17 protein-coding genes and 1 pseudogene are annotated in these 19215 nt (G+C 54.8%); 8 read left to right on the top strand and 10 right to left on the bottom strand.

Annotated elements, in window-relative coordinates; genetic code table 11:
- Positions 1–48 precede the first annotated feature (48 nt).
- The 4 genes from VI25_RS03775 to VI25_RS03760 all read left to right on the top strand — a co-directional run bounded on the left by VI25_RS03775 (position 49) and on the right by VI25_RS03760 (position 3789).
- Positions 49–933, top strand: coding sequence for an alpha/beta fold hydrolase (locus tag VI25_RS03775; RefSeq protein ID WP_055562279.1), 885 nt, complete (start codon positions 49–51; stop codon positions 931–933).
- 9 nt (positions 934–942) lie between these two features.
- Complete coding sequence (locus VI25_RS03770) at positions 943–1848, top strand: TIGR03915 family putative DNA repair protein (protein WP_052695278.1); 906 nt, start codon at positions 943–945, stop codon at positions 1846–1848.
- Between the two features lie 88 nt (positions 1849–1936).
- Complete coding sequence (rfbD, locus tag VI25_RS03765) at positions 1937–2794, top strand: dTDP-4-dehydrorhamnose reductase (RefSeq protein ID WP_045688963.1); 858 nt, start codon at positions 1937–1939, stop codon at positions 2792–2794.
- Between the two features lie 272 nt (positions 2795–3066).
- Positions 3067–3789, top strand: coding sequence for a hypothetical protein (locus VI25_RS03760; RefSeq protein WP_045688951.1), 723 nt, complete (start codon positions 3067–3069; stop codon positions 3787–3789).
- 39 nt (positions 3790–3828) lie between these two features.
- Here the strand turns inward: VI25_RS03760 and VI25_RS03755 are convergent, their stop codons facing one another.
- Both VI25_RS03755 and VI25_RS03750 read right to left on the bottom strand, forming a co-directional pair.
- Positions 3829–5052, bottom strand: a complete 1224-nt coding sequence (locus VI25_RS03755; protein ID WP_052695279.1) for an MFS transporter — start codon at positions 5050–5052, stop codon at positions 3829–3831.
- Positions 5053–5232: 180 nt separating this feature from the next.
- Complete coding sequence (locus VI25_RS03750) at positions 5233–6129, bottom strand: AraC family transcriptional regulator (protein ID WP_236704865.1); 897 nt, start codon at positions 6127–6129, stop codon at positions 5233–5235.
- Positions 6130–6419: 290 nt separating this feature from the next.
- On the opposite strand from VI25_RS03750, the gene VI25_RS03745 reads away from it, so the two are divergent.
- The 3 genes from VI25_RS03745 (at position 6420) to VI25_RS03735 (ending at position 9588) form a co-directional block, all read left to right on the top strand.
- Positions 6420–7946: an aldehyde dehydrogenase family protein gene (locus VI25_RS03745; RefSeq protein WP_055562278.1), complete on the top strand. Its 1527-nt coding sequence runs from the start codon at positions 6420–6422 to the stop codon at positions 7944–7946.
- Positions 7947–8086: 140 nt separating this feature from the next.
- Entirely contained in the window at positions 8087–8500 is a 414-nt protein-coding gene (locus VI25_RS03740) for a DUF779 domain-containing protein (RefSeq protein ID WP_045688954.1), read from the top strand.
- A 188-nt stretch (positions 8501–8688) separates the two neighbouring features.
- A complete protein-coding gene (locus tag VI25_RS03735; RefSeq protein WP_045688955.1) occupies positions 8689–9588 on the top strand; it encodes a manganese catalase family protein in 900 nt (299 codons plus the stop codon).
- A gap of 85 nt (positions 9589–9673) precedes the next feature.
- Here VI25_RS03735 and VI25_RS03730 read toward each other — a convergent pair whose 3' ends face one another.
- Both VI25_RS03730 and VI25_RS25730 read right to left on the bottom strand, forming a co-directional pair.
- The gene (locus VI25_RS03730) at positions 9674–10141 is read right to left on the bottom strand and encodes a YybH family protein (RefSeq protein ID WP_045688956.1); all 468 of its coding nucleotides are present in this window, start codon (positions 10139–10141) and stop codon (positions 9674–9676) included.
- 90 nt (positions 10142–10231) lie between these two features.
- The gene (locus VI25_RS25730) at positions 10232–10783 is read right to left on the bottom strand and encodes a YMGG-like glycine zipper-containing protein (protein WP_055562277.1); all 552 of its coding nucleotides are present in this window, start codon (positions 10781–10783) and stop codon (positions 10232–10234) included.
- 196 nt (positions 10784–10979) lie between these two features.
- On the opposite strand from VI25_RS25730, the gene VI25_RS03720 reads away from it, so the two are divergent.
- Complete coding sequence (locus VI25_RS03720) at positions 10980–11285, top strand: hypothetical protein (RefSeq protein ID WP_152981484.1); 306 nt, start codon at positions 10980–10982, stop codon at positions 11283–11285.
- Here the strand turns inward: VI25_RS03720 and VI25_RS03715 are convergent.
- The 6 genes and pseudogenes from VI25_RS03715 to VI25_RS03690 all read right to left on the bottom strand — a co-directional run bounded on the left by VI25_RS03715 (position 11282) and on the right by VI25_RS03690 (position 19120).
- The gene (locus VI25_RS03715) at positions 11282–12196 is read right to left on the bottom strand and encodes an alpha/beta hydrolase (protein WP_045688959.1); all 915 of its coding nucleotides are present in this window, start codon (positions 12194–12196) and stop codon (positions 11282–11284) included. The genes VI25_RS03720 and VI25_RS03715 overlap by 4 nt on opposite strands.
- A gap of 109 nt (positions 12197–12305) precedes the next feature.
- Positions 12306–12671 (bottom strand): DUF6493 family protein, encoded by a 366-nt coding sequence (locus VI25_RS28790; RefSeq protein WP_410503422.1) that lies wholly within the window; start codon positions 12669–12671, stop codon positions 12306–12308.
- An 18-nt stretch (positions 12672–12689) separates the two neighbouring features.
- Positions 12690–12935, bottom strand: coding sequence for a hypothetical protein (locus tag VI25_RS28785; protein WP_045688961.1), 246 nt, complete (start codon positions 12933–12935; stop codon positions 12690–12692).
- 334 nt (positions 12936–13269) lie between these two features.
- Positions 13270–16489: pseudogene (locus tag VI25_RS03700) on the bottom strand (efflux RND transporter permease subunit).
- Positions 16490–16591: 102 nt separating this feature from the next.
- Positions 16592–17746, bottom strand: a complete 1155-nt coding sequence (locus tag VI25_RS03695) for an efflux RND transporter periplasmic adaptor subunit (protein ID WP_045690040.1) — start codon at positions 17744–17746, stop codon at positions 16592–16594.
- A 24-nt stretch (positions 17747–17770) separates the two neighbouring features.
- Positions 17771–19120 carry a TolC family protein gene (locus VI25_RS03690; RefSeq protein WP_045690041.1) on the bottom strand — a complete coding sequence of 450 codons (1350 nt, stop codon included), beginning with the start codon at positions 19118–19120 and terminating at the stop codon, positions 17771–17773.
- Positions 19121–19215 lie beyond the last annotated feature (95 nt).

Here is a 19215-nt window from a genome sequence, read left to right as displayed (position 1 = left end):
GCCTCAAGGAGCCGCAACCTTGTACTGCTGGACTGGGTAGGGTAGAAGGTGGAACACGAGTTAGAACACCATTTCGTCCAGACCAACGGCATTACTCTGCACGTAGTACAAAGCGGACCTGCCCAGGGGCCGCTGGTAGTGCTGCTGCATGGTTTTCCTGAGTTTTGGTACGGCTGGCGCCATCAAATTCAGGTGTTGGCGGCGGCTGGGTACCGCGTATGGGTGCCAGACCAGCGCGGCTATAATCTCAGCGAAAAACCACCACGAGTAGCCGACTACCGCATTCATCGGCTCGGGGCAGACATTCTGGGGTTGCTGGATGCAGCGGGCCAGCAGAAAGCGGCCCTGGTTGGTCACGATTGGGGTGCGGCCGTCACGTGGTGGCTTGCGGCCAATCATGCGGAGCGACTCACGCGGGTTGCTATCCTGAACGTGCCCCACCCGGCCGTACTGGGGCGCGCACTCAGGCGCACGCCACGCCAGTTATTGAAAAGCTGGTACATTTTCTTTTTCCAATTGCCTTGGCTGCCCGAGCGACTTTTCAAGCGAAAAGGCTTCCGATTTGGTCGTGGCGCCCTGCGCGGCACCAGTCGGCCGGGTACGTTTGCTTCTGATGACTTGCGGCAGTATGTGGCAGCGTGGTCGCAGCCTGGGGCCCCTACCGGCATGATTAACTGGTACCGAGCTGCCTTTCGCAAGGCGGGGCAGGTAGGGAAAGCCGGCAAGATTACGCTGCCAGTGCGCATCCTCTGGGGCCGTAAAGATGCCTTCTTAGAGCCAGTGTTGGCCCAGCTGAGCGCCGAACAATGCGAGCAAGTGGAGCTAACGTACGTTGACCATGCCACCCACTGGCTGCACCAAGAAGAGCCTGATGCAGTAAACAGCTTGCTACTCCGTTTTCTGCAAGCTGACTTGGATACCTTTTCCGCCTGACGCACTCCTATGAGTCATTCCCTCACTCCTGTTCCTTCCGGAAAAGCAGCTACCTCTACCGGGGCCGTTAGAACGCAGGCGAAAGCGCCTCAGCTCATTAACCCACCACTGGATTACGCCTACGACGGCTCGTTTGAGGGACTATTAACGGTACTATTTCAGGTCTACGACCGGAAGTCGGCCCCGAATAGCATTCAGCCGCTGGGTGCCGTACAAGGTGGCCTGTTCGCGCAGCCCGTGCAGGTAGATACCGATGAGGCCATGGCCGCGCGGGTGTGGGAAGGCCTGTTGCGCTACATGGATAAGGAAGCGCGCACGCGGTTATTTCATGCTTTTCTGAGCGAACAGCCGGACCGAGAGCTTCTGATTTTCCGCTATGCTGACCTTGCCATGCGTGCCGGCCGCGACATTGCCGAAAACTATGCCGACGACAATGTGCGGCGCATAGCTGGCATTGCCCAGCAAATGTACCGCGAAAAGCACCGAATGGAGGCCTTCGTGCGTTTCGAGAAAACTAGCGACGGGCTATTCCACGCAACCATCGACCCAGACTTCGATGTGCTGCCCCTGATTGCGCCGCACTTCACCAAACGTTACGCCGACCAGCGTTGGCTGATCTTCGACCAGCGCCGCCGCTACGGGCTGTACTACGACCTGACGCGCACCGATATAGTAGAATTTGAAAGTAGCGGCCCCCAGCGCAATACCGATATTTCTGCCACCGTGCTCGATGAGCGGGAGCCGTTGTTTAAGTTGCTTTGGCAGTCCTACTTCGACCACGTGAACATACCAGAGCGCAAAAATATGAAGCTGCACCGCCGCCACATGCCCCTGCGTTACTGGCGCTACCTCAGCGAAAAACAGCCGCGCGAGCAGCGCTTCGAGCCCATTAAGAACAAGAAACCCATTGGATAAAGGCACTGACCGTACGACAAAAGAGGTAATTTGCGGCCCTTAACCAAGGCACACAACGAGTATGGTGTGCCTCCACTTAACGCAGTATATGGGTAGCACACTCGTTTTCGGGGCTTCGGGCCAACTTGGGCAATGTTTAAAGCACGTGGTGGCCGAGCGCAACACGGCAGAGCTAGTTTTCTTGCCGGAGGAGCAAGCCAACATTCTAGATATGGGAATGTTGCAAGCGGCTTTTGCCCAGTACAAGCCAGCCTATTGCATCAACTGTGCCGCCTATACTGCTGTAGATAAAGCGGAGGATGACATAGATATTGCCCGCAAAGTAAACCGCGACGGCGCCGAGAATCTAGCAAAGTTGTGCGGCGAATATGGTACTACCCTCATCCACATTTCCACCGATTTCGTGTTTGCTGGCACTGGCAATCAGCCCCTCGTCGAAACCGATGAAGCTGCTCCTATCAGCGTGTATGGCCTCACCAAACTGGAAGGCGAGCAAGCTATTCCAGCCCATACCAATCAGTATTTCATTTTGCGCACTAGCTGGCTGTACTCCGAGTACGCCAACAACTTCGTGAAAACCATGCTGAAGCTGGGTCGGGAGCGGGAAGAGCTGCGCATTATCTGGGACCAGGTAGGTACGCCTACCTATGCCATTGACTTGGCTGGCTGCATTGTTAGCATCATCGAAAGCCAGAGCCAGCAGTATGGCATCTATCATTACAGCAACGAGGGCGTTACATCCTGGTACGATTTTGCCCACGCTATCTTCGAGTTAGGCAACGTAGCAGTTCGTACGGTGCCCATCCGTACTGCCGAATATCCTACCAAAGCCACGCGGCCCGCGTATTCCGTGATGGATAAGACCAAGGCTAAAACTCAGCTTGGCGTTGCCATCCCCCATTGGCGCGATAGTTTGAAGGTGTGCATCAGCCGATTAGAAGCATAGCCTCTCTTGCTAGGTAACTACTAAAACTAGCAAACGGCTGTAAGCCTGATAGATATTGCCAAGCGAAAAGGCCACCACTACTCAGTAAGTAATGGTGGCCTTTTTGCGTGAGAACAGCTTGTATTACTATGCTACAAAACCGCAGCAGTGCTACTAATGCTAGACATATTATATTGATTGACGTAATGATTATGCCTGTTAGGTAGCTATAATTACAAAGAACAGAGTAGTGAAAGCAAGTCCTTGTTCATTACACTCAAACCATTGTTACTATGTCTCGATTTGCTACTTCAAAATACGATTACTGGCCTATCTATGAGCATCTTAAAAAATACTATCCACTAGGAATCACTATTCAATATGATGATATGGCAGAATTGTGGAGCTACCCCGGCTACAAGGAATTGGGGACTCAAATAGTTACTGCTATCCAAGACGAGGCTCAATACGCTAAATGGACTCGATTTACGGCACAGATAGCGGATACCGTAGGACTTCCTAGTATGAGTACTACCTACGGTCAGCATCCATGCTATAGTGCTATTCTAAAAATAGATGAAGTTGCAGTGGGGAACCGGTTGCTAGTTAAAGAGCTATTTTTCGCTGTAAGTGTAGTCGGACCTTTTTACACTGTATTGGGTCAGGACCAGGTTGTTACTACACTTGTCGATCAACCCGTGCGGAGTACATCTTACCTAACCCTTTCCCCACAGGACGAATATAAAGAGGCATTTGAGGCAACATGCCAAGCAATTGAGCAATACTTTACTGGATACCGGTTCGTGCCTTTTTCTATTGCTACTCGACGTTTGCAAGGATTATATTATGGAGTAAATGAATCAGACCACAACCCTATCTTCTATGGCCTCTTCAATGACCAAGTAGATATACACGCGGCAACTGTGGGAAGCCGCTCCTACAAGAACGAGGACTGGATTCGTAATGACTGGAAGGATGATGGTGGCAGATGGGAAATATATCCACCGATGATGTAATTGTAATAAGGCCTTGCTCTACTTGTTAGCCATAGAATACTAATGGGTACTATGCTCGTCCGTAGAACCGGTTGAGTAGGTAGCTAACACCACAAAGCTTAGTCCGACAGAACACACGCCCAGCCACTGAAAATGGTCCCAGGCAATGCCGCCTAGCAAAGACCCCATAGAAGCACCAATGAAGCAGCAAGTCATGTACACGGTGTTGAGGCGGCTCCTGGCCTCTGGACGCAAGGTGAAAATGCGGGCTTGGTTGGAAATGTGCGCCATCTGTTGACCCACATCCAGAAGGATGACCCCTACTACGAGGCCCAGCAGGTAGTAGCCTCCAAAGCTTAAAAGCAAGTAAGCTCCAAGAAACAGGAGAATACCCAGGTTCAGGGCGTAATCGGCTCCTTTCGTGTCGGCTGATTTACCCGCGAAGGAAGCCGCAAAGGCTCCACTAGCACCAATCAGCCCGAATAGGCCCGCTACGTCGCTGTGGTAGTGATAGGCATCGCTCTCCAAGAAAAACACGAGACTAGTCCAGAATGCACTGAACCCGGCAAACATGCAGGCCCCCACTACGGCCGAGCGGCGCAGTATCGGCAATTCACGCGTTAAGGTGCCAAGGGATTTAAGCAAGCTCCCGTAGCTGCCCGTAAACTGAGGCTGATTGCGGGGTAGCATGCGAGACAGAATTCCCGTGAGAACTACCATCAGGCCCGCGCCCACCCAGAACATAGTCCGCCAGCCGAAGTGTAGTCCCACGTAGCCACTTACGGTGCGCGAAAGCAGAATTCCAATTAGTAGTCCGCTCATTACTTTGCCTACTACCCGGCCACGTTCTTCGTCGCTGGCCAAGGACGCGGCCATTGGGATGAGAAGCTGGGGTACGGCTGAAAATACGCCAATTAGCAAACTGGCTGCTACCAGTAGCCCATACGTGGGAGCATAGGCCGCGCCGGCCATGCACACGGCGGCGCAGAGTAGCAGGCCCAGCGTTAGGCCTTTGCGCTCCCGCTTGTCGCCGAGGGGAACTACAAACAGCAACCCTAGTGTGTAGCCTACTTGCGTGATAGTAGCCACCAAGCTAGCCTGGCTTTCCGACAAGCCAAACGTGTGGCTGATTGCTACCAGCAGGGGCTGATTGTAATAGATATTGGCTACTACCAGGCCGCAGGTTACGGCCATAAGCCATACCAGGGAGGCCGCAAGGGGGGGAGTAGGGGCGGGGGTAGGTGCTGCTGATAAATGAACGTCAGCAGAAGCGGTTTCTCTCATGCAGTGAAATGCGCCACAACCTGTTGGCTACGGCGTAGGTGTGTGCAGAGAACCGCTAAATACAAAGAAGGTTGCTTAGCCCCACTATGAGTTTACTGTCGTTGATGGCGGCCTAGTTGTTTTCGACGTAGCAAGTGCAGAAGTACACGGGGATATTTCTATGAGCTAAGGGGGCAAGTTCTAGCTCACACACTGCTTCTTGTATACGCCCGGTGTTACGCCTTCGTACTGTTTAAAGATCTTCTGAAAGTAGCCCGTGTTGTTGAAGCCAGCCCGGAAACACACATCCGCCACGGTTAGTAGGGGCTGCCGTAGTAGGCGCTTCGCTTCGGCCAGCCGCTCCCGAATAATGTACTCAACGGGTGTAATACCCAGCTCCCGCTTGAAGATGCGGAAGAATGTAGCCTTGCTCATGCAAGCTAGCTCCGAGAGCTTCTCTACCGTAATCTGCTCGGTGAGGTGCTGCTTAATGTAGTGAACCACGGCCGCAAACCGGTGGGAGGTAAGGTGCTGGGTGTAGTTGTGGAAAAGAAGCTGACGAGCCTGGGTTTGCATCAGGCGTACTAGCATCTCCTGAATGGTAAACGACGCCAGCACGTCCTTCACCCGTCCCGTGTCGCGGGCCGAGAGCTGTACCAGGCGCTCCAGCGTGCCCGTCAGTTCCGGAGTGTTTTGGAAGTGCGCATGGTCGAGTAGGTCGAGGTGCCAGGGGTGAGTTGCTTCCGCCAGGGGCTGCTCCTCGTTCAGCAAATCCACCGTTTGGCGAATGGTATCGGTCGGAATAGCCACGGCTAAGCACTGAGTGGGACGCTCCTCGGCAGCCTCGGGAAAATCAATAACCATGGTTTCGTTCTCACCCACCACCACCGACTCGCCGGGCAGGTACTCGAAGGCTGGCCGGCCTTGCAGGTGCATCACTTTCTTACCGCGTAGCATCGTCGTCAGTACCACGTGGCCCATGCTGAGCGGCACTTGGTGGGCCATGCGGTGGGTCTCAAATACGTTTAGCTCGAAGGCTTCCAGGGAATAGACCGTACGGTTTTCCACCAGGGTAGTAAGCTGCTCGGGGCGATGCAAGGCAATGGAAGCGGTAGATGGGACATAGGAGCGAGGAGGCAGAAAGGAAGAGAACAAGTGCACTGCTTGCAGCCTTGCTACAGCTACGTAGCAAAGTGCCTAGAAAAGAACCATGCTAAGGGTAGAACGTTGCAAATCACCTGCGTAGCATGTTGCGTGAAGATAAGTTATATGTGAGTAAGTGGTTACAAATTGAGATAATACCTTGCTTTTGTGCGAGAATAGTGGAGCTATGAGGATTCCACAGAAGGGTACCTTGCTAGCATCAACAACAGCCAAGCTTCTCACCCATGGAAACTCTCGAAAAAACCACCACCCTTGTTGAGCGCCCCAAATTCAAATCTCACTATGATAACTTCATCGGCGGCAAATGGGTAGCGCCAGTTAAAGGGCAGTACTTCGAAAATATCTCTCCTATTGATGGGCAGGCGTTTTGCAAGGTAGCCCGCAGCTCGAAGGAAGACATTGAGCTGGCACTTAATGCGGCGCATACGGCCTTTGCCACCTGGAAGCAGACCTCGGCCACGGAGCGCAGCAATATGCTGATCAAGATTGCGGATATCATGGAGAAAAACCTCCCGCACCTGGCCGCCGTGGAGTGCGTGGAGAACGGCAAGCCCATCCGCGAAACTACGCTGGCCGACTTGCCCTTGTGCATCGACCACTTTCGCTACTTCGCCAGCGTTATCCGGGCCGAGGAAGGCTCCGCCACGGAACTGAATGCCACTACGCTGTCGCTGAATATCCATGAGCCTCTAGGGGTAGTAGGCCAAATAATTCCGTGGAACTTCCCCCTGCTCATGGCTACGTGGAAGTTAGCGCCTGCCCTGGCCGCTGGCTGCTGCGTAGTTATGAAACCCGCCGAGCAAACGCCGGCCTCTATTATGGTCCTGATGGAATTGCTGCAAGATGTGATTCCGGCCGGGGTGGTAAACGTCGTAAACGGGTTCGGCCTGGAGGCGGGTAAACCCCTGGCTTCCTCGCCCCGCATTCAGAAAGCCTCGTTCACGGGTGAGACTACTACGGGGCGCCTTATCATGCAGTACGCCGCCGAAAACCTGATTCCCGTAACTATGGAGCTGGGTGGCAAGTCGCCCAATGTGTTCTTTAAGAGCGTGATGGACGCCGATGATGACTTTCTGGACAAGGTCATTGAAGGGGCTGTCATGTTTGCCCTCAACCAGGGAGAAATCTGTACTTGCCCCTCCCGGATGCTCGTACAAGAGGATATTTACGATGAGTTTATTGAGCGCGTAATTGCCCGCGTAAAAGCCATTAAGCTGGGCAACCCGCTAGATATGGAAACCATGATGGGGGCCCAGGCTAGCAACGACCAGTTTGAGAAAATCTTGAGCTACCTGGAAATAGGCAAAGCGGAGGGCGCAGAAGTGCTGACCGGCGGCGACGCCTACTCGCAGGAGGATGGCGCCTTGGCCGAAGGCTATTACATTCAACCCACTATGTTCCGCGGCCACAATAAGATGCGCATCTTCCAGGAGGAAATCTTCGGGCCCGTAGTGTCCGTGACGACGTTCAAAACTGTGGAGGAAGCCATTGAACTTGCCAATGATACGCTGTACGGCCTCGGGGCCGGCGTATGGACCCGCGATGCTCACGAACTTTACGAAGTGCCCCGCGCCATTCAGGCCGGCCGCGTGTGGGTAAACTGCTACCACGACTACCCAGCCGGGGCCCCCTTTGGTGGCTATAAGGCTTCGGGCTTCGGTCGCGAGAACCATAAGATGATGCTCTCGCACTACCGCCAAAACAAAAACATGCTCATCAGCTACAGCCAACAGAAGCTAGGGTTCTTTTAAACGGGAGCCGGTGCGCTAGTGAAAATGGTGAGTTGACGTTTTGCCAACAGCAAAATGTCAACTCACCATTTCGCTTCCCGCCGGAGAAGCAGTACGTAAGCTTCCCCGTATCACCAATGAGTTGTACTCTCCATAAGTATATGTCTGCAGAACCTACCCCCCGCGTGCTCGCCACTGCCGCCGCCGAAGCTACCATTGACGTGCTGCGCGATGAGCACGGGCCGCTTATGTTTCACCAAAGCGGCGGTTGCTGCGACGGCTCCTCGCCTATGTGCTTCCCCAAAGGGGAGTTTCGGGTGGGAACAAATGACGTGTGGCTAGGCCAAATTCATGGCTGCGACTTTTTCATGAGTGCGGCGCAGTTTGCGTACTGGAAGCATACTCAGTTGACAATAGATGTAGTGAAAGGCCGGGGCGCTAGTTTCTCTCTGGAAATTCCGCTGGGCGTCCGGTTCCTCATTCGCTCGCGCCTGTTTACACAGGAGGAATCGGGCAGCTTAGCGCCTGTGTATGATGGAGAGGAATACACGACGCGCCCCGCAGCTAGGCATTGATAGAATACGGAGGTGGTTGTATTCTTGGAAGCTGGGTAGGTATTTACCCCCATGCGAGATGGGGTTTATCGGTAGCTAAATCCGTATTTTCTGAGCGGTTTAGCGGAAAGAAGAAGCGTATACCTAAGGGCTGCCCCAGTATAGGGGCGACTTTATTGCTCTCTTTTTTCACTACAACCCTTCACCTAATGTTCTATCACGATAGAGAACTTCAGTACAAAGTACGAGTAGATAAGCCCAATCCCCTGTTTGCCCGCATGCTTCAGCAGGCCATCGGCGGTATAGAAGGCGAAATTCGCGTGTGTCTTCAGTACCTGTTTCAAGCATGGGGCTCCCGTGGCCCCGAGAAGTATCGGAACATGCTGCTGGAAACCGGTACCGAGGAAATGGCTCATATTGAGATGCTGGCTACGGCCGTGGCCCTTAACCTAGAAGGCGCACCTACTAGCATGCAAGATGAGTTTGCGAAGGACAAAGTGGTAGAAGCCGTATTAGGTGGCATGGATGTTCGTCACATCCTCTCATCGGGTATGGCGGCGTTGGCTTCCGATGGAAATGGGGTGCCATTCAATGGCTCCTGGATTGTAGGAAGCGGCAATATTGTGGCCGATATGTACACCAACGTAGCAGCCGAATCGACGGGCCGCACGTTGGCAACTCGCCTCTGGCACATGACCGATGACCCCGGCATGAAGGACTTCCTTTCCTTTCTGATTGCCCGCGATACCATGCACCAAAACCAATGGCTAGCAGTAATTGAGGAAAACGGTGGCCTGAATGCTACCCCAGTACCCAACAGCTTCCCACAAAGCGAGGAAGTACAAGGTTTCAACTATGCATTTGTCAGCACCTATATTGGGAATGACATCACAACCGGCGGCCGCTGGACCCAAGGTCCATCGGTGGATGGCAAAGGTGAATTCCATGTAGAGAAAGCCGCGCCGCTCGGTGGTATTCCTAAGCTGTCGCCGCCAGTGCCTGGTGCATTTGCCCAAAAAGAGCAAATGACTACTGTAGATTCGGTCATCGGCACCGTGCAGTCAAAAATAGAAGGCACCCTAAATAGCCACCACGACAGCAACTCGTAAACGGGTGCAGGATGCTATTGTAAATACAAGGCCCCGGCTACTAAGTAGCCGGGGCCTTGTACTGTTTGTGCTAGTAGGAAAGTGCTTAGTTGCGCAGCTTCACGGGGAGGCCCTCCAACTGCACGTAGCTCAGCTTCCAAGAGTTGTTCTTTTGCTTTTTCCAGAGCAGGATGAAGTTGCCTTCACCTTCGCCGTGGGGCTGGCCCGGAGCGTCCGGCAACACGTCGGTAGAGAAAGTGCCAGCTTCATAGGCAATGTTTGTGTCGGTGCCGGTAGTGGTGGTGTACGTTTTCAGATCGGAAATAGTACCCATCGTGGCACGCACCCACTTATCCGCTACTTCCGACTTGCCATTGAAGCGGGTTTCGCCCTGGGCGTACTGCACGTCGTCGGCCAGCAGCGTATCCAGCTGGGCAGTGTTTTTGGCATTCCAGGCGCTAATGAACTGCTGATTGAGGGTTTGCACGTTTACAGCAGCGGCATCGGTAGCCTTAGGGCCCGAGCAGGAAGCTAGCAAGGCGCCTCCGATCAGAAGACCAAACAAGGGTTTCATGAGAACAGGGTTTAGGTAAGAAAGCTGAAGGGGCAATCGAGGAAAAGGTGAAGTAGCAGAAAGCCCAGGTGGAATGGCCTGGGCTTTCTGTTACAAAATAAGAGGGGGGTTACCAACTCTTGCGACGTACTTCGGAAGAGGGGTAAGCGTGGTACGGTCGCCGTACGACGTGTTGCTCAGGTAAGCACCGTTAGAGGCAAACGTAGCCGAACCAGCAGGAGCAAGGCTGTTCATGCCAGCAGCGGGCGAAGCAGCTTCAGCAGCGGCAATAGCCGCCATAGCGTTGGCGTTGCCCGTGCTGTTGGCTTTCGCCGTGGCCGATCCTTTCGCCAGACCAGCGCGGTAGGCGGCTACCCGGCGCTGCTCGGCCCGGCGGGCGGCGGCTACGCGAGCGGCTTCGGCTTTGCGCTTGTTGTCGGCGTTTTTACCAATGGCGTAACCTAAGCCAGCACCAGCGGCGCCACCCACGGCACCACCTACTACGCGGTTGCGCTTGTTGATGAGGGCACCAGCGGCGGCACCACCCAAGCCACCAATGATGGCACCTTTAGCATGGGAGCTAACCTTGCGGTCTTGAGCAAAGCTGCTGGCAATTGTGGTGAAAAACATCACCAGGGCGAGAAACAAACTTACCTTTTTCATGAGAATAGAAATTTAGGTTCAGTGGGCCGATGATCGGCAGCCCTGAACTGGGTTTTGCAAGCACCATGCCAATACGGAAAGCCAACTCTTCAAGTTGAGCTTGCCAAGTAGGCAGCACAGGAGCGGCCCTACTAGTGGCAGATGCTGGAAAATGTACGTAAGCGGCAGCCAGCGCGGATTTTTCGTACTACACCAGATGAAAGATCAACTCTTATTTCGGGTAACTGAATGCGTGCCGCTGACGGGCCTTGGTGTACTGCTGCTGGGGGCCGAGGTAGCCCCATTGCTTGCCAGCCTCGCCCTGCATACTGCCTTGGCGCTCACGCTACGGTACTCGTCGGGCCGTTCGGTAGCGGCCGTAGCTACGGTGGAAGAGGTAGCCCGGCCTGGCGAATTGCCAGTCCGGGCGTTGCTGCTCACCCAGGAAGCGGCTGGTCCTGTGCCGGTTGGTACGGAAGTATGGTGGTCGGGCACGGAAATAGGGTGGGAGCAGCTGTTTTAGCGCAGCCAGCCGCCGGCATCCAGCCAGTTTTGGAGGCGGTCAGTCCAGTTGTCTTTGGTGGTTTTGTTGAGCATCCCAAAACCATGGCCACCCTGCGGGTATAAGTGCATTTCTGCGGGTACTTGGTGGTGGAGGCAGGCCTCGTAAAAAGCTAAGCTGTTCTGCACCTTCACGGTTTGGTCATCAGCGGCGTGCACCAGAAACGTAGGTGGGGTCTGCGCCGACACTTGAAGCTCGTTGGAATACAGCCGAATTTGGCCCACGCTTGGCTTCTCCCCAATAAGGTTGGCGCGAGAGCCCGCATGCATGAGCGTATCTGAGAAGCTAATAACCGGATATAGCAGCATCAGAAAATCGGGTCGTACGGAAGTATTATCGTTAGTGGCGCCGGCTGGCTTGGCGAAATGCGTGCCCGCCGTGGACGCCAAGTGCCCGCCCGCAGAAAAGCCCATCAGCCCTACCCGCGCTGCATTTATACCAAACTCCGTGGCCCGCTGGCGCACCATCCGAATAGCCTGTTGGGCATCTAGCAGCGGGGCAATTGATTTATCGACTTGGCTTTGGTCGTTGGGTAGGCGGTACTTAAGTACGAAAGCCGTGACCCCCATTTCATTGAGGCGCTTGGCTACGTCGTAGCCCTCGTGGTCGATAGCCAGCCGTGCATAGCCGCCACCAGGACAGATAATAATGGCCGTGCCGTTGGCTTTGGCGGGTTTGTACACCGTAAGCGTGGGCTGTATTACCTGAGCAATGCGGATGCTGCCGTTGGCTTGCTTATCCACTACTTCCTGCACCTTACTTGCCTTAGAAGCAGGAATAGGACCAGAATAAAGGGGTATGACTGGCTGGGTTTGCGCCATCAGGAAAGAGGAAGGAATGCTGAAAAGAACAGAAAGTAGGAAGGCTCGCATCAGAAGCAGGAAGTAGTGTGCAGCAGATTACGTGGAAAGTAAGTAGGTAGCTGCCTTTTCAGCGCTGCCGACTGACTCCACGTTTGCAACTGCGTGGCCACGGCGGCAGCTACGGCCCTCCGCGTACGGCTTTGCACATCGGCGTAGCCCCAATCAGCTTGCGCGTGTTGCGCAGGGGCACGGTTGACAGCAGTGAAAGTAGCTTTTCTAACACTTGGCGCACGGCATCATCTATGAGGGGGCTGATGGTGCGAGCTTGCGCTAAGATGTCGGCGAGGCGTTGTACGGGCACAAAACCTGCGTGCAATAGCTTGCCAAGCGTTTGTCCTAGCGCATGCGGCACTAGGCGGCCAGTTACTATTGACGCCAAGAGCGCCACAGCCCGGCAGGCCGACGTACTATGCGTGAGCCCCAAGGCCAGAATAAGCGTAGCGGGCGCTGAGAGACCAGGGCCCATCGATAAAAAAGAGTGCAGTACCGTTTGTAGAGCCTCTTATACTGTGGAATCGGCCTGAATTGTCTTGCAGCCCAAGCGGATTAGGTGCCAGTATACTTGGTCGGCATTATATGGCAGTAGGGTAAGCAGAAAGGGTAAATCAGTTTGTAAGGAGCACAGCGAGTCCCAGCCGTTGTCCTTAGGAAGCGGCACGTGGTGGGAGTATAGCAACAAGTAGTTCGGTAGGCGCTGGCGCTCAGAAACGGTAGCGGTTACTTGCAATTCCAACCAGGTGTTGGTCACTTCAGGCTGTTTGCTCCAGCTTTGTTTGTAGGTCTGCGACAGAGACCTAAAATATGTCAATTAAACTTATTGTTGCTAATAAAATTAGCTAAAAAATAGAAACGGATGAATGTATGGCGGATAACCATGTTAGCGAAGATAAAATGTAGTTTGAGCTGTAAAGGGGGCGTTATTTCTTAAAGCTAAGAACCAATGTATTCTAATATTACTAGCTAAATGAGTAGCAGTTATAGGTATGCTAAAAAAAATGAGACTTGCAGACTGATTCCATAGGAATCAGTCTGCAAGTCTCAACACGCAGGGCCATCTAACACGATAGCCGCTACCTTACTACTTAGGCGGGACTTGGCGCAGGATGTTCGCCTTGGCCAGGAGCGTCAGGGTGGCCGCCGTGCTCTTCATCAGGCTTATAGTTGGCTTCTAGCTCAGCTAACTTCTCCTTGCCATAGGCGAAGCGGGTGATAAGCACATACAGCACAGGCACAATGAAAATAGCTAGCAACGTAGCCGAAATCATACCGCCAAGTACCGTCCAGCCAATAGTTTGGCGGCTTTGAGCACCAGCCCCGGAGGCAAACACCAGGGGCAATACCCCCAGAATGAAGGCCAACGACGTCATGATGATAGGACGCAGACGGAGACGCACGGCTTCCAGCGTGGCTTCTACCAACGGCATTCCTTTATCCACGCGCTCCTTCGCAAATTCGATAATCAGAATGGCGTTCTTTGCCGACAAACCAATCAGCGTGATCAAGCCAATTTGGGCGTACACGTTGTTGGTGAGTTTGGGTAGGAAAATGAGCGCCACAATAGCTCCGAACGCGCCCAGCGGTACGGCCAGCAGCACGGAGAAAGGTACCGACCAGCTTTCGTACAGGGCAGCCAGGAACAAGAACACGAACGTGAGCGACAGGGCGAAGATGTATACCGTTTGACCACCTGCTAGCTGCTCTTCTCGGCTCAGGCCCGAGAACTCAAACCCATAACCCGCGGGCAGCGACTGAGCCGCCGTTTCGCGCAGGGCGTTGATAGCATCACCGGAGCTATAGCCAGGGGCCGGGTTTCCGTTGATTTCAGCGGAGCGGAACAGGTTGTAGTGTGAAATAAGCGGGGCCGACTCTGTGCGCTGGTAGCTGGTAAGTGTGCTCAAGGGCACCATACCGCCGGAACTATTGCGTACATAGTACTGGCCCAGGTTGCTGATATCGGCACGGTACATGGAGTCGGCTTGGGTTACTACGCGGAAGTTTCGGCCGTACACCGTGAAGTCGTTCACGTAGGCCGAGCCTAGGTAGGTACGCAGGGCCGTGCCAATATCAGAGATGGAAACTCCTAGCTTCTTGGCCTTTTCCCGGTCGATGGTGAGCTGGTAGCCGGGCGTATTGGCGGTAAAGAAGGAGAAGGCCCCCGTAATTTCTGGTCGCTTGCGCAGAGCACCCAGGAAGTTCTGCAGTTGAGCATCAAACTTCTTGATGTCGCCGCCTGCCTCACGTTCCTGCAGTACAAAGGAGAAACCGCCCGTGTTGCCCAAGCCCGGAATAGCCGGCGGTGAAATAACCACCACGTTGGCTTCCTTAAGGCGGCTGAGGCGCTGCTGAATGGTAGCAATAAGGCCTTGCAACTGTACCTCCTTGTCTTTGCGCTCTTCCCAAGGCTCAAGCTGGCAGAACACCGTACCACTGTTCGACTTGGAGGAGAAGTTTACCGCATTCAAGCCACCAAGACCGGCATAGTGCCGGATGCCCTTGATCTTACTCAACTCCTTCATAATCTCGTTGAGCGTGTTTACCGTGCGCTCCGTGGAGGAGGCTTCGGGCAAGTTGAAGGTTACGATAATTCGGCCTCATCTTCGGTAGGAATAAAGCCGCCGGGCTTTTTGGCAAACAGGAGGCCCGTGCCAGCAATAATGCAGACCAGAATAATAACCACAAAGCGCGAGTTCTTGATGCCGCGCTGCACGCCGTTGCCGTACTTGTTGGTTACCTTATCAAACCAGGTGTTGAACTTGTAGAACAGGCGGTCAAGACCGGTAGAGTTTTCATCGCGCTTGTGCGGCTTGAGTAGGAGCACGCACAACGCAGGCGTGAGCGAAAGCGCTACAAAGGCCGAGATGATTACCGAAATGGCAATGGTGATGGCAAACTGCTGGTACAAGCGGCCCGTGATGCCCGGAATGAAGCCTACCGGTACGAACACGGCCGCCAGAATCAGGGCAATGGCAATAACCGGAGCCGAAATTTCGCGCATGGCCGCCAGGGTGGCGTCCAGCGGGCTCAGGCCCCGTTCGTTCATGTTGTGTTCTACGGCTTCCACCACCACAATGGCGTCGTCGACCACAATACCAATGGCCAGCACGAAGCCAAACATGGTGAGCGTGTTGATGGTGAAGCCCAGCGGAATAAACATGATGAACGTACCCACAATGGACACCGGAATAGCCAGCACCGGAATCAGGGTGGAACGCCAGCTTTGCAGGAACAGGAACACTACGATGATAACCAGCACCAAGGCTTCCACCAGCGTGTGCAGCACTTCCTCAATAGACACCTTCACCACGGATGCGGCCTCAAATGGTACCACGTAGGCGAGGTCGGCGGGGAACTGCTTTTTGAGCTGCTCCATGGTGTTGTTCACGTTCTCGTAGGTTTCGAGGGCGTTAGCACCAGGCGCTTGATATACCAGCAGGTAGGCGGCGCGTTTGCCGTCCACAAAAGAGTTGTTGGCGTAGTTAAATTTGCCCAGCTCCAAACGAGCAACATCCTTCAAGTAGACTACCGAGCCGTCATCGGGCCGGGTTTTTACAATGATGTTGCCGAACTCTTCTGTATCGGTTAGGCGGCCCTTCACAAACACGATGTACTCAAAGGTTTGCCCGGTTTGGGCCGGGGGAGCACCAATGGAGCCGGCCGCAATCTGCGCGTTCTGCTCCTGAATGGCGGCCGTTACTTCCTGGGCCGTAACCCCTAGCTGAGCCAGTTTATCAGGCTTGATCCACACGCGCATGGAAAAGTCATCGGCGCGCGATACAATGTCGCCGACACCTTTGGTGCGCAACAGGGCGTCCTTAATAAAGACGTTAGCGTAGTTGTCGAGGAAGGTAGTGTTGTGGCTACCGTTAGGAGCGTAGAGTGCCACCAGCATCAGAATGCTGGGGTTACGTTTCCGCACAATCAGGCCGAGGCGCTGCACTTCCTGTGGCAGGGTAGGCTGGGCAATGCCCACCCGGTTCTGCACGTCGAGGGCAGCAATGTTGATGTCGGTGCCTACCTCAAAGTTCACCGTCATGCTCATCTGCCATTGCTGGTGCTGTTGCTTTGCAGGTAGGTCATGCCCGGCGTGCCGTTCACCTGCACTTCCACGGGCGTGGCTACAGTCTGCTCCACCGTTTGGGCGTCGGCGCCGGTGTAGGTGCCCGAAACGGATACCGTGGGGGGCGTAATTTCCGGGTACTGCCCAACGGGCAAATTCAGGATGGCCAGCACCCCGACCAGCACAATCACCAGGGAGGTGACAATGGCCGTGACGGGACGCCGGATAAAGGTTTCTGCAATCATGATGGGGCGTTTAGCTGTGCGCTTGGTTCAAGTAGCCCTAGCTCCTTCCTCGCGCTGCGTGGGAGGGGAGTTAGCCTTCTAATCCTAGCCACTCGTTAGTTCTTATTTCGCGGCTCCTTGAGCAGGGGCACCCGCTTGGGCTTGCGCTGGTGTGCCCGTCTGGATTGTGCCGCCATCACGCAGGCGCTGAATGCCTTCGGTTACTACCTGGTCGCCTTCTTTAATGCCGCTGATAATAACAATCTGGTCGCGCAGGCGCGGGCCGAGTTGCACTTTGCGCTGGTAAGCTTTGCTGCTGTCGCCGGCAATAAATACAAAGTTCTCGCCCATTTGCTCGGTTACGGCTTTGTATGGAATTACAATACGGCGGCCCGACTGGCGGTTCAGCACGTTCAGTACGGCGCTCATACCGTCCTTCAGCTCGCGTTTGGGGTTGGAGAACTGCACCCGAATCTGTACGGTACCGGTTTGCTGGTTTACGCCCCGGTCAATGGCTAGTATCTTACCCGGCTGGTTGTAGCGCGTGCCATCGGGCAGCACCAGGCGGAAGGTAGAGTCGGCGCGGCTGCCGGTTTGGCGCTGCAAGTCCACAAAGCGGCTCAGGTCGGCTTCGGTAATCACGAAGTCTACGCCCATAGGGTCCTCCCCGCTGATGGTATTGAGCAAGGTACTGCCGGGGCTCACCTGAGAACCCAGGCGCACTTGCGAAATGCCAATGCGACCCGTGAAAGGCGCGTTGATGATGGAATAATCAAGATCGGTGCGCGCCGCCGATACGGCGGCCTGGGCCTCGGCTACTTGGCTTTGCGCCGTAGCGTACGAGGTGGCTGCGTTGTCCACAATCTGGCGGGCAATAGCGTCTTGCTTGGCTAGGCGCTCGTAGCGGTCCAGGTTTACCCGGGCGTTCTGCACAGTGGCCTGGGTGCTACGCAAGCCGGCCAGGGCCTGCTGGTAAGCCGCCTGGTACTTGCGCCGGTCAATCTCGTAGAGCGGCTTGCCTTTCGTGACCACATCCCCTTCTTTAAAGTAAAGCTGGGTGATGAAGCCCGCGACTTGGCTGCGCAGCTCTACGTTGTTGATGGCTACGACCGTAGCCGGATACTCATCGTAGTACACGGCGTCGGAAACTTGGGCGGCCATTAGCGTCACGGGCGTAGCCGGCGGCGGACCAGCCGGTTTGTCGGCTTCTTTGTTGCCGCAGCTCACAAGGGCGTAGAAGCCCGCAGCGTAAGACAGGGCTAGAATAGTCTTCTTCATATAGGTACTGGAAGCGGCGGAAGGCTAGTAGGACGTGGGCAGATTGCCCTGAGCGCGCAGCAAGTCTACCTTGCTGCTCAGCACCTGAAACAGGGCGCTGTAATAATTGAGCTGGGCGGTGCGAAGGGTGCTTTGGGCAATGATGACGTCGAGGTAGGTTTTGATGCCCTCGCGGTACTGTAGGTTCACCACCGAGTACACCTCCTTCGACAAGGCTAGGTTGCGCTGCCCAATGAGGTAATCGGTGTAGTACCCTTTGTAGGTAGATAAAGCCTGCTCAAACTCCGTGTTGATGCGGTTGCGCGTAGCCAGAATATCCTGGTCGATGCGCTGATCGGTGAGGCGTTCCCGCCGTAGGTTTTGCAGGCGCCTAGTGCCCTGGAAAATAGGTAAGCTCAACTGAAGCCCAGCGTAGGAGTTGGGGAACCGCTGGCTGTATAAGTCGCCGAAGTTGTTGTTCTGAAATACCGCGTTGTAGTTGCCGAAGGCCGATACGGAGGGCAGGAAGCCCCAGCGGTAATAGCTAATCTGGGCCGACTGCAGTGCTTTCTGCGTCTGCAGCTGTTGAAACTCAATGCGGTTGGTGGGGTCGAGCGCTACGGCCGTGTCCACTACCGCTTCGCGCATCAGCCGGATGGTGTCGTACTGCAAGGTGAGCGGCTGTGGACCAGCCAAGCCCATTAGTTCCTTTAAGTAAGCGCCCTTGGCCTTAATGGCTTCAATGGCCTGCTTGCGCGCTACAATGGAGTTGTTAAGTAAAATCTCGGCCTGCTTGAAGTCTATTTTGTCAACGATACCCGCATCGTAGCGGGCCCGCGCATCCTGAAGGCTACGCTGCAGGCGCACAATGTCCTCGTTTAGCACGTCTAGCTGGCGCTGGGAGAGTAGCACGTCATAAAACGCTTTGCTCACATCCGTCACCACGTCGATGCGCACGCCAATGGTGTTCTGCTGGTAGAACTGCCGCGAGGGCCGGGCCGTGCGTAGGGCCAGCCGCACATCGTTGTTGTAAATAGCTTGGGTAGCGCCCACGCCCACCGTGGAAGTATTGCGCAAGCCAATTTGGCGCGGCGTGTTTACCCCATCAATCGGAATTACCGAGTAGGGCAGCTGAAAATAATGCTGACCCGTGGCATTGAGGTTTACTTGGGGTAGCCAGCCCGACAACCCAATGCGAATGGTGGCCTCGTTGGTTTCTTCATCAATGCGAGCTTGGCGCAGGGCAGGCTGGTTTTGCAGCGCATACTGAAGGCACTGTTCCAGCGTGAGCTGATTGCCAGATGGAGGAGGAGCCGTGGGCTGGGCCCGCGCCCACACGGGGACAAGCCAGACAAGACCTAGCAGTAGCCGAAGCGCCCGTTTCATGTGTTTCATATCGTAAGTAAAGCAGCTACTACACGGCATAGCTGATGCACTGCTGACCATCCTTTGGGCCAGTCACCATTCCAAACATCAGGCGCAAGGACGCA

Source organism: Hymenobacter sp. AT01-02, from assembly GCF_000961955.2.
In the GTDB taxonomy this organism is placed as follows: domain Bacteria; phylum Bacteroidota; class Bacteroidia; order Cytophagales; family Hymenobacteraceae; genus Hymenobacter; species Hymenobacter mucosus.
Note: the sequence above shows the minus strand (reverse complement) of the source record. Positions and strands in the feature narration are given on the sequence as shown.

Bases quoted from the DNA above. Each gene is read 5' to 3' on its own strand.
- VI25_RS03745 (WP_055562278.1), top strand. From the start codon at position 6,420: ATGGAAACTCTCGAAAAAACCACCACCCTTGTTGAGCGCCCCAAATTC.
- VI25_RS03720 (WP_152981484.1), top strand. From the start codon at position 10,980: ATGAAAGATCAACTCTTATTTCGGGTAACTGAATGCGTGCCGCTGACG.
- VI25_RS03730 (WP_045688956.1), bottom strand. From the start codon at position 10,141: ATGAAACCCTTGTTTGGTCTTCTGATCGGAGGCGCCTTGCTAGCTTCC.
- VI25_RS03695 (WP_045690040.1), bottom strand. From the start codon at position 17,746: ATGAAGAAGACTATTCTAGCCCTGTCTTACGCTGCGGGCTTCTACGCC.
- VI25_RS03740 (WP_045688954.1), top strand. From the start codon at position 8,087: ATGTCTGCAGAACCTACCCCCCGCGTGCTCGCCACTGCCGCCGCCGAA.
- VI25_RS25730 (WP_055562277.1), bottom strand. From the start codon at position 10,783: ATGAAAAAGGTAAGTTTGTTTCTCGCCCTGGTGATGTTTTTCACCACA.
- VI25_RS03760 (WP_045688951.1), top strand. From the start codon at position 3,067: ATGTCTCGATTTGCTACTTCAAAATACGATTACTGGCCTATCTATGAG.
- VI25_RS03755 (WP_052695279.1), bottom strand. From the start codon at position 5,052: ATGAGAGAAACCGCTTCTGCTGACGTTCATTTATCAGCAGCACCTACC.
- rfbD (WP_045688963.1), top strand. From the start codon at position 1,937: ATGGGTAGCACACTCGTTTTCGGGGCTTCGGGCCAACTTGGGCAATGT.
- VI25_RS03690 (WP_045690041.1), bottom strand. From the start codon at position 19,120: ATGAAACACATGAAACGGGCGCTTCGGCTACTGCTAGGTCTTGTCTGG.
- VI25_RS03735 (WP_045688955.1), top strand. From the start codon at position 8,689: ATGTTCTATCACGATAGAGAACTTCAGTACAAAGTACGAGTAGATAAG.
- VI25_RS03770 (WP_052695278.1), top strand. From the start codon at position 943: ATGAGTCATTCCCTCACTCCTGTTCCTTCCGGAAAAGCAGCTACCTCT.
- VI25_RS03715 (WP_045688959.1), bottom strand. From the start codon at position 12,196: ATGCGAGCCTTCCTACTTTCTGTTCTTTTCAGCATTCCTTCCTCTTTC.